Annotated in this window: 16 protein-coding genes; 14 read left to right on the top strand and 2 right to left on the bottom strand. The window is 46.8% G+C overall.

The window, feature by feature from the left end:
• The first annotated feature begins 8 nt into the window (after positions 1-8).
• From kefG to B853_RS13725, 5 genes are all read left to right on the top strand, one after another.
• Positions 9-596, top strand: coding sequence for a glutathione-regulated potassium-efflux system ancillary protein KefG (kefG, locus tag B853_RS13750; protein ID WP_010443963.1), 588 nt, complete (start codon positions 9-11; stop codon positions 594-596).
• Positions 580-2,376: a glutathione-regulated potassium-efflux system protein KefB gene (kefB, locus tag B853_RS13745; RefSeq protein WP_010443961.1), complete on the top strand. Its 1,797-nt coding sequence runs from the start codon at positions 580-582 to the stop codon at positions 2,374-2,376. The genes kefG and kefB overlap by 17 nt, the downstream gene beginning before the upstream one ends.
• Before the next feature lie 35 nt (positions 2,377-2,411).
• Positions 2,412-2,612, top strand: a complete 201-nt coding sequence (locus B853_RS13740) for a YheV family putative zinc ribbon protein (protein ID WP_010443959.1) — start codon at positions 2,412-2,414, stop codon at positions 2,610-2,612.
• 88 nt (positions 2,613-2,700) lie between these two features.
• The gene (gene slyD, locus B853_RS13735; RefSeq protein WP_005432768.1) at positions 2,701-3,276 is read left to right on the top strand and encodes a peptidylprolyl isomerase; all 576 of its coding nucleotides are present in this window, start codon (positions 2,701-2,703) and stop codon (positions 3,274-3,276) included.
• A 130-nt stretch (positions 3,277-3,406) separates the two neighbouring features.
• Positions 3,407-4,348 carry an isoaspartyl peptidase/L-asparaginase family protein gene (locus tag B853_RS13725; protein ID WP_038884137.1) on the top strand — a complete coding sequence of 314 codons (942 nt, stop codon included), beginning with the start codon at positions 3,407-3,409 and terminating at the stop codon, positions 4,346-4,348.
• 94 nt (positions 4,349-4,442) lie between these two features.
• On the opposite strand, the gene B853_RS13720 is transcribed toward B853_RS13725, so the two are convergent.
• Positions 4,443-4,670: a SlyX family protein gene (locus tag B853_RS13720; RefSeq protein ID WP_005451463.1), complete on the bottom strand. Its 228-nt coding sequence runs from the start codon at positions 4,668-4,670 to the stop codon at positions 4,443-4,445.
• A complete protein-coding gene (locus B853_RS13715; RefSeq protein WP_038884063.1) occupies positions 4,667-5,653 on the bottom strand; it encodes a WD40 repeat domain-containing protein in 987 nt (328 codons plus the stop codon). Before B853_RS13715 ends, B853_RS13720 begins: the two co-directional genes overlap by 4 nt.
• A 128-nt stretch (positions 5,654-5,781) precedes the next feature.
• On the opposite strand from B853_RS13715, the gene fkpA reads away from it, so the two are divergent.
• From fkpA to tuf, 9 genes are all read left to right on the top strand, one after another.
• Positions 5,782-6,564, top strand: a complete 783-nt coding sequence (gene fkpA, locus B853_RS13710) for an FKBP-type peptidyl-prolyl cis-trans isomerase (protein WP_010443954.1) — start codon at positions 5,782-5,784, stop codon at positions 6,562-6,564.
• A 144-nt stretch (positions 6,565-6,708) separates the two neighbouring features.
• Positions 6,709-7,425, top strand: a complete 717-nt coding sequence (locus tag B853_RS13705) for a helix-turn-helix transcriptional regulator (protein WP_005438378.1) — start codon at positions 6,709-6,711, stop codon at positions 7,423-7,425.
• Positions 7,426-7,427: 2 nt separating this feature from the next.
• The gene (tusD, locus tag B853_RS13700; protein ID WP_038884062.1) at positions 7,428-7,823 is read left to right on the top strand and encodes a sulfurtransferase complex subunit TusD; all 396 of its coding nucleotides are present in this window, start codon (positions 7,428-7,430) and stop codon (positions 7,821-7,823) included.
• A complete protein-coding gene (gene tusC / locus B853_RS13695; RefSeq protein ID WP_010443952.1) occupies positions 7,820-8,176 on the top strand; it encodes a sulfurtransferase complex subunit TusC in 357 nt (118 codons plus the stop codon). Before tusD ends, tusC begins: the two co-directional genes overlap by 4 nt.
• A 7-nt stretch (positions 8,177-8,183) precedes the next feature.
• Positions 8,184-8,459, top strand: coding sequence for a sulfurtransferase complex subunit TusB (tusB, locus tag B853_RS13690; RefSeq protein ID WP_038884061.1), 276 nt, complete (start codon positions 8,184-8,186; stop codon positions 8,457-8,459).
• 178 nt (positions 8,460-8,637) lie between these two features.
• Positions 8,638-9,012, top strand: coding sequence for a 30S ribosomal protein S12 (rpsL, locus tag B853_RS13685; RefSeq protein WP_004399892.1), 375 nt, complete (start codon positions 8,638-8,640; stop codon positions 9,010-9,012).
• A gap of 100 nt (positions 9,013-9,112) precedes the next feature.
• Positions 9,113-9,583, top strand: coding sequence for a 30S ribosomal protein S7 (gene rpsG, locus B853_RS13680; RefSeq protein ID WP_005382796.1), 471 nt, complete (start codon positions 9,113-9,115; stop codon positions 9,581-9,583).
• Between the two features lie 141 nt (positions 9,584-9,724).
• Positions 9,725-11,824: an elongation factor G gene (gene fusA / locus B853_RS13675; RefSeq protein ID WP_010443947.1), complete on the top strand. Its 2,100-nt coding sequence runs from the start codon at positions 9,725-9,727 to the stop codon at positions 11,822-11,824.
• 152 nt (positions 11,825-11,976) lie between these two features.
• Positions 11,977-13,100: elongation factor Tu (gene tuf / locus B853_RS13670; RefSeq protein ID WP_128826895.1), on the top strand; the 1,124-nt coding region annotated here is incomplete at its 3' end.

The following is a 13,100-nucleotide window of genomic DNA, read 5'->3' as shown; positions in this document are numbered from 1 at the left end:
ATGACCATTTGGCTGTTGCTACGCCCATTCCTCCGAGGGTTCTGGTGATTTATGCTCATCCAGAGCCACAAAATTCCATTGCCAATCAAGTGATGATTAAAAAAATCGAATCACTGGGTCATGTCACCGTGCACGATCTTTATGGCGCGTACCCTGATTTCTTTATTGATGTGAACTACGAACACGATCTGCTGATGACGCATGATGTGATCGTTTTTCATCATCCTCTCTATATGTATTCCTGTCCCGCACTGTTGAAAGAGTGGATGGATCGTGTGTTGGGTAAAGGCTTTGCGTTCGGTGATGGTAGCGCATTAGCGGGTAAGTACTGGCGCAGTGTGATCACTACTGGCGGTAAAGAGGATGCGTTTAGCCCTATGGGGTACAACAAATACCCGTTGGAACAAATCCTCCAGCCGTTCGAACTGACCGCTGCTTTGTGTCAGATGCATTGGATTGAGCCTTTAGTGCTGTACTGGTCGCGCAATGTTTCGGACATCGAACGTTATCAGCATGCTGAACAATATCGTCAATGGCTGAACAATCCCCTGAGAGAGTGGGATGAGCAAGGAGGTCTACATGGCGATAACCAGTGAGTTTCTTCAAAGTAGTGTGGTATTTCTTTCTGCAGCTGTTATTGCGGTGCCGATTGCCCAGCGACTTGGTCTGGGCTCTGTGCTTGGTTACCTGATTGCCGGCGTTCTAATTGGTCCTTGGGGGCTGGGTTTGATCAGTGATGTGGACGCGATTCTCCACTTCGCCGAACTCGGGGTGGTGTTGCTGCTGTTCTTAATTGGTTTGGAACTGAACCCTAAAAAGTTATGGCAGATGCGCGGACCTATCCTCGGTCTGGGTGGCGCTCAAGTTATTGTCACCACGGCGGTGATCGGCAGCATCGTCAGCCTATTTGGTTTGAGTATGCAAGTGAGCTTAGTGATCGGCATGGGCTTGGCACTCTCGTCCACGGCGATTGCACTAAAAGTGATAGAAGAGCAGGGGCAAGCTGGCACGGAAACCGGACAATCTGGTTTTGCAGTGCTGCTGTTCCAAGATATTGCCGTCATCCCGATGCTTGCCATGTTGCCCTTACTCGCTGGTGGTCAAAGCGGTGGTGATTGGTTAGATGCTATTTGGGTGCTGGCGAGCGTTGCAGCACTGCTGGTTGGTGGTCACTTTTTGCTGCGTCCTCTGTTCCGTTTTGTGGTGATGAGTGGTGTGCGTGAACTCTTCACCGTTGCCGCCCTCCTAGTCGTACTTGGCATTTCTGTTGCGATGCAAAAGCTGGGGCTTTCGATGGCGCTCGGCACTTTCTTAGCGGGTGTGCTGCTGGCAGAAAGTGAATACCGTCATGAACTAGAAATTGCGATTGAACCGTTTAAAGGTCTGCTACTTGGCTTGTTCTTTATTGCTGTGGGTATGGCAGTGAATCTTGGGTTATTAGCCTTGCAACCGTTCGCAATTATTGGTGCCGTGATTGCTCTCGTGGTGGTCAAAGGTTTGGTGCTGTATGTCTTAGCTCGCACCGCTCGAGTCCGTGCTAAGTCGCGCAGTCGTATGGCGGCGATTTTGAGCCAAGGTGGTGAGTTTGCGTTTGTGATTTTCACCGCGGCAAGCCAAGAAGGTATCTTAACCAAAGAGCAAGTTGCCTTTTTGTTGGTGGTGGTGAGTTTGTCGATGGTGACTACGCCGCTGTTGCTCATGGGGCAGAAGAAGTGGTTTGCTCACACGCTTAACCAAGAAGAAGAGAGCGTGACGACCAATGTGGTGGATCGTCGGCCACGAGTGATCATCGCTGGCTTTGGTCGTTTTGGTCAGATTGTCGGACGCTTGATGTACGCCAATAAGATCAAGGTAACGGTATTAGAAAGTGACGCGAGCCAAATTCACTTGCTGCGTAAATACGGCTATAAGGTGTTTTATGGTGATGCGACTCAGATTGATTTGTTACGTGCCGCGGGTGCGGATAAAGCGGAAGCCTTGGTGATCTGTACCGACTCACCTGATGAGGTGATGGCGATTGTCGACATTTGCCGTGCACATTTCCCGAAATTGAAGATCCTTGCCCGTGCCCGCAGCCGTGTGGAAGCGTATCAGTTGATGAACCATGGCGTGCAAAATTACTCGCGAGAAACCTTTTTGGGCGCATTAGATCTAGGTCGCCAAGCGCTCGTAGAATTGGGTATGCACCCGTATCAAGCAAAGCGGGCAGAAGCACATTTTCGCAAGCTAGATAATGCTATGCTCAAAGACTTATTGCCTCAGCATAATGAGGATAAAGAGCTCGCTCAACGCTCGAAAGAAGCCCGTAAAGAACTAGAAGAAATCTTTGGTCGTGAAATGGAAAGTGACCAACAGTCGCCAAATCATTGGAAGTAGTACCCGCATAGCATCTAGCGGGAAAAGGAACAAAAGTGAAAGCCAAGAAACGTTTTATCGCGGGAGCTAGCTGCCCGCAATGCAGTCAGCAAGATACCCTACGCTGGTGGATTGAGAACAACATCGAGCTGGTCGAGTGTGTCGACTGCGATTATACCGAGCAGCGTAAACCGCAATCTGTAGAAAAAAATAAACACTCGGAACAAGAAATGATCGGGATTTTTAAGCCTGAATAATTGAACTTCGTTAATTGATCCCCATAATACTACCATCTCGGTACTTAACCCCATTCTGGTTAGGTCAATTAATCTCCCTGGAGTTAGTATGAAAATTGAAAAGAACGTTGTTGCAAGCCTTGCATACAAAGTAATGTTGGAAGACGGTGTTGTTGTTGATCAATCAACTTCTGAAGCACCTCTTGATTACCTACATGGTCACAACAACCTAATCACTGGTCTTGAGAAAGAACTAGAAGGTAAAGTGGCTGGCGACAAGTTCTCTGTAACTGTAGCTCCTGAAGATGCATACGGCGACCACAACGACGCGCTAGTGCAACGTGTTCCTGCAGATGTGTTCCAAGGCGTTGACCAAATCGAAGTTGGCATGCGTTTCCTAGCAGATACTGACCAAGGTCCAATCCCTGTAGAAGTAACTGAAGTAGACGGCGACGAAGTTGTTGTAGACGGCAACCACATGCTAGCTGGTCAAACACTAACTTTCGAAGTAGAAGTTATGGCTACTCGTGAAGCGACAGCTGAAGAGATCGAACACGGTCACATCCACCAAGGTGGTGGCTGTTGTGGCGGTCACGACCACGATCACGAAGGCGGCTGCTGTGGTGGCGAAGAAAAAGCTGACGACCACGAATGTTGTGGCGGCGGCGGTTGCGGTTCTCACTAATCGCACGCTCTTCACTAGATAACGCTATCTAGTAAAGCTTTAAAAAGCGCAAGTTGAGGTTTCAACTTGCGCTTTTTGTTTATCTGGGGTGTAGTGCCAATCATACAAGGAATAACAGTTGGACAAAGCGATGACGAAACCTTTCTCGATTGCCATTCATGGCGGTGCGGGCACTATCTTGCGTGAACAGATGAGTGACGAACTGCAACAATCCATCTTGGCGGATTTAGAAGCTGCGGTAAAAGCGGGGCATCAAATCCTAGCAACAGGTGGTGAAGCCATAGATGCGGTCGTGGCGGCAGTGAAAGTGTTGGAAGACTCTCCTAATTTTAATGCGGGTAAAGGCTCAGTACTGACCCATAACGAGATGGTCGAAATGGATTCCTCTGTGATGGATGGTCGACACCAAGCCGCAGGGGCAGTCGCTGGGGTGCGTCATATCAGAAACCCCATTGAACTCGCTCGTGACGTGATGCGAAACAGCAACCATGTATTGTTGGTGGGCGAGGGCGCAGAGAAGTTTGCTTTTGAACAAGGTCATGAGTACACCGAGCAGGATTACTTCTTTACCGATCGCCGCTATGAGCAGTTGCTGTCTATGCGTGAAAAAGGATTATTTGCGCTTTCAGAATCTCGCTACCCAGATGACCGTAAGCACGGTACGGTTGGTGCGGTGGCATTGGACCAACAAGGCAACTTAGCCGCTGCGACCAGTACTGGTGGCGTGACCAACAAGAAATACGGACGAGTGGGAGATTCCGCTCTGATTGGTTGTGGCACGGTGGCAGAGAATGGCGTTGTGGCGGTTTCAACCACTGGTGTCGGTGAGTTCTTTATTCGTAAACGTGTTGCGGAAGACGTTGCAGCACGCATGCGTTATTTGCAAGAAGACGTACATACGGCGTGCGAACACATTATTCAGGGTGATTTAAAAGCAATGGGCGGTGAAGGTGGTTTGATTGCGATTGATGCTAAAGGTGAGCTGCATTTTGCGATGAACAGTTCTGGTATGTACCGAGCTGGCATCAATACGCAAGGTGAGCTGAGCGTTAAAATCTACGCAGACGAATAGTTTCTTCCCGATCATTCCTGAGCAATATTTTTAAGTAGCCAATACAACAAAGCCCAGAACACGTTCTGGGCTTTATGCAATTTGTACTTGCACTTTAATAATGCGGTGGTGGTGTTTCTTCTGATGGATCGGCTAAATTCGACGAGTCCATATTTTTCACTTTACCTACCACATATTTCATCTGATCGAGCATCTTGGTAATTTGCAGTTGCTGTTGCGACAAGGCGCCGTTCAGATCTTCAATAGTCTGTTCTTGGAACGCAAGCTGACATTCTAAGTCATTAATGCGTGCTTCCAATTGCTGAATGATTTTATCTGTCATGATCCGTTCTCTAGCTGCCAAGCTTGGGCAATGCCCGCAGAAGTGGCAGTAATTACACGTTGCTTGGAATCAAAGGCTGCATCATACACGACCGCACGAGGAGGGCGAGTATCTTTTTTCGGCTCAACTTCAAATCCATCGACGCGTTTACCAGTTTTAGTGTTCCACACCATCACTCGACCGGAAGGGGTGCCTGTAACGAGCAGGTTACCGTCATCAGAGAAACGCGCCGTTGAGAAGATCAACTGGCGAGACCAACTGCTGAGTTGTGTCACTTCTTCACCTGTCTCTAAATCCCAGATGATGGCTTGATTGCCACCGTCTGAGGTCATGGCCAGTTTACCATCTCTCTGCAAGGCGACTCGAACAACGCGCTGGTCGTGTTCAAAGGTGCGTAGTACCAATCCGGTTTCGGTGTCCCAAAGGTAAGCTTTGTAGTCGTTGCCACCTGTGAGGGCGAAACGACCATTAGGGGAAATGGCGACAGAATTGACTTTTTCTTGATGCGCAAGGAACTCTAGCCGACGACCAGTGACTAAGTTGACGTGAATTGCTTTACCGTTGGACAGTCCAAGTAACACCTGTTCACCGTTACTGGTGATATCAACGTCTCGAATCAGCGCGTCATCGATAGACCATAATCCTTCGGCTTGGGTCCATCCGAGATCCCACACAGCGAAGTTCATTTGGCTTGCTGTGACGGCATAGCGGCCATTGTCCGAAATGCGAATATGAGAGACCACATTGGCGGCTTGATCGAGTTCACCCAGCTTTGCGAGTTGTTTATTTTGCGCTAAATCCCACAGTACCAGTTGGTGTTCTTTGGAGTACAGCAGCGCAAATCGACCATCTCGACTGAGCGCAAAGCTGGTGGAACCTTGTGGTTCGAGTGACCAACGTTGAACATCGCGATCGGAAAAAAAGCATCCACTTAACGTGGTGATGACAATTAAATATAGGAATAAATGAGAAATTCTTTGCATCACATCTAATAATCCAGTTTGTGTCTTGAGACATATAGCTAGTATATTGGTATAACGATTGTCTTCACTAGTCTCATAGAAGATTTGTGCACAACAACCAATGGCGCAGCCATTATTTGGAGAATTTAATGAAATCAGTTTTAAAAGTGTCGCTACTTGCTGCAACAGTAATGCTAGCGGTAGGTTGTCAAAAAGAAGAAACAAAACCAGAAGCAGCACCTCAAGCAGAACAAGTTCAGGCAGAAACTGGTAAAGCTGTTCACTTTAAAACAGACGACGATAAAGCGGCATACGCAATTGGTGTTTCATTTGCTAACTACCTAAGCGCTAGTATCGAAAAACCAAGCGAAATTGGTATCGACCTAAACAAGGACCTAGTTCTTAAAGGTATCGAAGACGTATTTAAAGGTAACGCAGCACTAAACGAAGAAGAAACTCGTGCAGCTCTAGAATCTCTAGACAAGCGTGTTGCTGAAACGATGCAAAAGCAAGCGGCTGAGAAAGCGGCTGAAGCGAAAAAAGCTGGCGATGACTTCCGCGCTGAGTTTGAGAAGCAAGAAGGCGTAGTGAAAACAGACTCAGGTCTTCTGTACCAAGTAATTACTCCAGCTGAAGGCGAACAACCAAAAGATACTGATACGGTTCAAGTACATTACAAAGGTACTCTGATTGACGGTACACAGTTTGACAGCTCTTACGATCGTGGCGAACCTGCAACATTCCCACTAAACCGCGTAATCCCAGGCTGGACTGAAGGTGTTCAACTAATGCCTGTAGGTTCTAAGTTCAAATTCGTTATCCCGCCAGAGCTAGCATACGGTGACCAAGACACACCAAGCATCCCTGCTAACTCAACGCTAGTATTCGAAGTTGAACTGCTAAAAATTGAGAACGACAACGCTGCTCAATAATTGGCATCAGTGATAACTCGATGAAAAAAGGCCCGTTTTACGGGTCTTTTTTGTTCTAGGTCACTAGTTGATGAGTTTGCTAGGTTGCCTTTCAAATTTTCTGATAAACTTACACCAATTTGTTGATTTTTCGCTCGAAGGCTTATGACAACTACAGAAACAATAAATGCGGAAATGTTGCTCGAAATGGAATCTGTCAACGTGATGCCATTTACCGAGCACGATAAAATCATCTTGAGATCTTACGAAGCGGTCGTAGACGGCATTGCCAGTCTGATCGGTCCATTTTGTGAGATCGTTCTTCACTCACTAGAAGACCTCAATACCTCTGCAATCAAAATCGCTAACGGTGAAAACACTGGTCGTCAGGTAGGTTCTCCTATCACTGACTTAGCACTTAAGATGCTGAAAGACATCGAAGGTTCTGAGCGTAACTTCTCACGTTCGTACTTCACTCGTGCAAAAGGCGGCGTACTAATGAAGTCGATCACCGTTGCTATTCGTAACGGTGAAAACCGCGTGATTGGTCTGCTTTGTATCAACGTCAACCTCGATGCGCCTTTCTCTCAAGTGCTGCAATCTTTCATGCCAACACAAGAAGCGAAAGAAGCGGCGTCATCCGTTAACTTCGCAAGTGATGTTGAAGAGCTAGTAGACCAAACGGTTGAGCGCACGATTGAAGAGATCAACGCTGATAAATCGGTATCGAATAACACCAAAAACCGTCAGATCGTTATGGAGCTGTACGATAAGGGTATCTTCGATATCAAAGACGCGATCAACCGTGTCGCAGATCGCCTGAACATCTCTAAACACACCGTTTACCTATACATTCGTCAGCGTAAGACTGAGGACGAATAAGCGTGAGTGGATTAACTTACTCGCTGGTAGTGAACGGTCCAGTTTACGGCAGTCAATCGGCGCGCAGCGCATATCAATTCGCACAAGCGGTAATTGAACAAGGACATACTCTGGTGAGTGTGTTCTTTTACCAAGATGGCGTCACCAATGGTACGGCTTTGAGCGTGCCTGCCAACGATGAGTTTGACCTAACCAAAGCATGGCAATCACTCGCACAGCAACATGATGTTCGTTTGGAAACCTGCGTAGCAGCCGCTTTGCGTCGCGGCATCATCAGCGAAGATGAGGCGAATCAGCATGGTCTTGAACAAAACAACCTTGCTGAAGGGTTCGAACAAGCTGGTTTGGGTAGCTTAGCCGAAGCCATGTTAACGCAAGATAGAGTGGTGCAGTTTTGAGTCAGTTAACTTACCTATTTCGTAGCGCACCTCATGGTAGCAATGCAGGTCGTGAAGGTGTAGATGCGCTGCTAGCGGCGTCAGCGTACTGTGAAGACATTACGGTACTGTTTTTTGGCGATGGTGTTTACCAACTGCTACTTGGTCAAGATCCTACTGGTATTTTGAGCAAGGACTACGCACCAATGTTGAAGTTGTTCGACTTGTACGATATTGAACAAGTGTTTGTCTGTGCCGACTCTCTAGCAGAACGTGGCTTGGCACAAGCCGATTTGGTCATTGATGCAGAAGTTCTGAGGACCGAGCAATTCAAAGACAAACTGCAGCAAGCAGGTAAACTGCTGTCATTCTGAGGAAGTCATGTTACATATCATCAAATCCGTAGCTGCATTAGACGATGCAATGGCACTGTACAGTGAGCAAGATGATGTCTTGTTGATTGAAGATGCCGTGTACGCGGCTAATCCTCAGCATAAGGCGTTTAGGAAGGTAAAAGGTCCATCAATGTTTGCACTACAAAGCGATATTGATGCCCGTGGCATGAGCAATCGTATCAGTCCATCTATTGAAGTGATTGGCTATGCTGGCTTTGTTAAACTCTCCGCAAAGCAGGCCAAATCTCTTACCTGGGATTAACCCCTTTCTACTGTGGATTGAACTTTACGGACGAATTACCTTAATTGAACAAAAAAGATCCGTATATTTCTTGACACACCTCTCACTGCTGCATAGAATTTTGCGTCCCTAACTGCCAACCGCTGTTAGGGATAGATTTTTCACAAAGCTTACTTTCAAGTAAATCAGGAGCTAGTTAATGGCAACTATTAACCAGTTGGTACGTAAGCCACGTGCAAAGCAAGTTGTTAAAAGCAACGTGCCTGCACTAGAAGCGTGCCCACAAAAACGTGGTGTATGTACTCGTGTTTACACTACTACACCTAAAAAACCTAACTCAGCACTTCGTAAAGTTTGTCGTGTACGTCTGACAAACGGCTTCGAAGTTACATCGTACATCGGCGGTGAAGGCCACAACCTTCAAGAGCACAGTGTTGTACTAATCCGTGGCGGTCGTGTAAAAGACCTTCCGGGTGTACGTTACCACACTGTTCGCGGTGCACTTGACTGTGCTGGCGTTAACGACCGTAAACAAGGTCGTTCTAAGTACGGTGTGAAGCGTCCTAAGTCTTAATGGATTCCGTTAAGTAAGGCCAAACACTAAATTATTTTTAATTTTTTGAAAAAACTGAAAAGTTTTGGATAAAACCTGAAGAAGACAACGGAGAAAATCCATGCCACGTCGTCGCGTCATTGGTCAGCGTAAGATCCTTCCAGATCCAAAGTTCAAATCTGAACTGCTGGCAAAATTCGTTAACATCCTAATGGTTGACGGTAAAAAATCTACTGCAGAGAAAATCGTTTACACTGCACTAGATGCTATGGCTGAAAAGTCTGGTAAAGACCACTTAGCTATTTTTGAAGAAGCTCTTGAAAATGTTCGCCCAGCGGTAGAAGTTAAATCTCGCCGTGTAGGTGGTTCAACTTACCAAGTACCTGTAGAAGTACGTCCGGTTCGCCGTAACGCACTTGCTATGCGTTGGTTGGTTGAAGCTGCGCGTAAGCGTGGTGAAAAATCTATGGCTCAACGCCTAGCTGCTGAAATGCTAGACGCGTCTGAGAACAAAGGTACTGCGGTTAAGAAACGTGAAGACGTTCACCGCATGGCTGACGCAAACAAAGCGTTCGCTCATTACCGTTGGTAATACCTTTTCAGTGCTGCAAGGTTCCTTGCAGCACTTCTTTAGTTCCTATGCCTATGCTAGGAACTATTGCTATATCTAGGGGATAGCTTTTTTTAGACATAGCAATAGTCCCTAACTCTCTAAGTATAAGAGGATTCAATCGTGGCTCGCAAAACTCCTATTGAGCGCTACCGTAATATCGGTATCTGTGCTCACGTAGATGCAGGTAAAACAACCACTACTGAACGTATTTTGTTCTACACTGGTCTGTCTCATAAAATCGGTGAAGTTCACGATGGCGCAGCAACCATGGACTGGATGGAGCAGGAGCAGGAGCGTGGTATTACTATCACTTCAGCTGCAACTACTACTTTCTGGCGTGGTATGGAAGCACAATTCCAAGAGCACCGCGTAAACATCATTGATACTCCTGGACACGTTGACTTTACTATCGAAGTAGAACGTTCTTTACGTGTACTTGATGGTGCAGTAGTTGTGTTCTGTGGCTCATCTGGTGTTGAACCTCAATCTGAAACTGTATGGCGTCAAGCTGACAAGTACCACGTTCCACGTATGGTATTTGTAAACAAGATGGACCGTGCAGGCGCAGATTTCCTACGTGTTGTGGACCAAATTAAAAACCGTCTTGGTGCGAATCCTGTTCCAATCCAGCTAAACGTTGGCGCGGAAGATGATTTCCGAGGTGTTATTGACCTTATCAAGATGAAAATGATCAACTGGAATGAAGCCGATCAAGGCATGTCGTTTACATACGACGAAATTCCAGCAGACATGCAAGAGCTAGCTGAAGAGTGGCGCAACAACCTAGTTGAAGCGGCAGCTGAAGCAACTGAAGAGCTAATGGACAAGTACCTTGAAGAAGGTGAGCTGACTGAAGCTGAGATCAAACAAGCTCTACGTACTCGTACACTAAACAACGAAATCGTACTAGCTACTTGTGGTAGTGCGTTCAAGAATAAAGGTGTTCAAGCAGTACTAGACGCAGTGATCGAATTCTTGCCATCGCCAATCGATGTACCTGCAATTAAAGGTATCGACGAAAAAGAGAATGAAGTTGAACGTCATGCAGACGACAACGAACCGTTCTCGGCTCTAGCATTTAAGATCGCGACTGACCCATTTGTGGGTACGCTAACTTTCATGCGCGTTTACTCTGGTGTTGTGAATTCAGGTGATGCTGTTTACAACTCAGTAAAAGACAAGAAAGAGCGTTTTGGTCGTATCGTTCAGATGCATGCGAACAAGCGCGAAGAAGTAAAAGAAGTTCGCGCTGGTGATATCGCAGCTGCTATCGGTCTGAAAGACGTAACAACAGGTGACACGCTATGTGACCAGAACCACAAAGTGATTCTAGAGCGCATGGAATTCCCTGAACCTGTAATTCAGATCGCTGTAGAACCTCGTTCTAAAGCAGACCAAGAGAAAATGGGTATCGCGCTAGGTAAACTGGCTGCGGAAGACCCATCATTCCGCGTGGAAACGGATGACGAAACAGGTCAGACTCTGATCTCTGGTATGGGTGAGCTTCACCTAGATATCATCGTTGACCGTATGAAGCGTGAATTCAGCGTTGACTGTAACGTTGGTAAACCTCAGGTTGCTTACCGTGAGACCATTCGTGGTTCTGCGGAAGTGGAAGGCAAGTTCGTTCGTCAATCTGGCGGTCGTGGTCAATACGGTCACGTATGGATCAAACTTGAACCTTCAGAACCTGGTGCAGGTTTCGTATTCGTAGACGAGATCGTGGGTGGTGTGGTTCCTAAGGAATACATCAGTTCGGTAGCGAAAGGTATCGAAGAGCAAATGAATAGTGGTGTTCTAGCGGGTTACCCTGTTCTAGATATTAAAGCTACACTATTTGATGGTTCTTACCACGATGTTGACTCAAGCGAGATGGCGTTCAAGATCGCTGGCTCGATGGCATTCAAGAAAGGTTCATTAGAAGCACAACCTGTGATTCTAGAACCAATGATGAATGTTGAAGTAACTACTCCGGAAGACTGGATGGGTGACGTTGTTGGTGACCTAAACCGTCGTCGCGGTATGATCGAAGGTATGGATGAAGGTGTGGCTGGTCTTAAGATCATTCGTGCTCAAGTTCCACTATCTGAGATGTTTGGTTACGCAACGGACCTACGTTCTGCAACTCAAGGCCGTGCTTCTTACTCTATGGAGTTTAATGAGTACGCTGAAGTGCCGAAGACCTTTGCAGAAGCTATCATGGCTGAGCGTGGTTACTAATTGACGATTGAACCACAAAAAGTTTACGACTTTTTGCTAGATCAAGCCGTCGAAATATTGCGCTAACGGACGTTGGCGCATAAAATAACAATTTCTGGCGCGTCGAGATCAATAATGATCGAGGCGAATCATAACTAGGAAGGAACACGATTGTGTCTAAAGAAAAATTTGAACGTACTAAACCGCACGTTAACGTTGGTACTATCGGCCACGTTGACCACGGTAAAACAACTCTAACTGCAGCTATCTGTACAACACTTGCTAAAGTTTACGGCGGTGTAGCTAAAGACTTCGCATCTATCGATAACGCTCCAGAAGAGCGTGAGCGCGGTATCACAATCGCAACTTCTCACGTTGAGTACGACACTCCAACTCGTCACTACGCGCACGTTGACTGTCCAGGACACGCGGACTACGTTAAGAACATGATCACTGGTGCTGCACAGATGGACGGTGGTATTCTTGTAGTTGCTGCTACTGATGGCCCAATGCCACAAACTCGTGAGCACATCCTACTAGGCCGTCAGGTTGGTATCCCTTACATCATCGTATTCATGAACAAATGTGACATGGTTGACGATGAAGAGCTACTAGAACTAGTAGAAATGGAAGTTCGTGAACTTCTATCTGAGTACGATTTCCCAGGTGATGACCTACCAGTTATCCAAGGTTCTGCACTAGGCGCACTAAACGGCGAAGAGCAGTGGGAAGCTAAGATTGTTGAACTAGCAGAAGCGCTAGATTCATACATCCCAGAGCCAGAGCGTGCAGTAGACCAACCATTCCTAATGCCGATTGAAGACGTATTCTCAATCCAAGGTCGTGGTACAGTAGTTACTGGTCGTATCGAGCGCGGTATCCTAACTGTAGGTGACGAAGTAGAAATCGTAGGTATCAAAGAAACAACAGTAACTACATGTACTGGTGTTGAGATGTTCCGTAAGCTTCTAGACGAAGGTCGTGCGGGTGAGAACGTTGGTGCACTTCTACGTGGTACTAAACGTGACGAAGTAGAGCGTGGTCAAGTACTAGCAGCTCCTAAGTCAATCAACCCACACACTAAGTTCGAGTCAGAAGTATACGTACTTTCTAAAGATGAAGGTGGTCGTCACACTCCATTCTTCAAAGGCTACCGTCCACAGTTCTACTTCCGTACAACTGACGTAACTGGTGACATCTCTCTACCAGAAGGCGTAGAAATGGTAATGCCAGGCGACAACATCCAAATGCAAGTTGAGCTAATCGCTCCTATCGCTATGGACGAAGGTCTACGTTT

Origin of the sequence: Vibrio rotiferianus CAIM 577 = LMG 21460 (genome assembly GCF_002741985.1) — a bacterium.
Lineage (GTDB): Bacteria > Pseudomonadota > Gammaproteobacteria > Enterobacterales > Vibrionaceae > Vibrio > Vibrio rotiferianus.
Note: the sequence above shows the minus strand (reverse complement) of the source record. Positions and strands in the feature narration are given on the sequence as shown.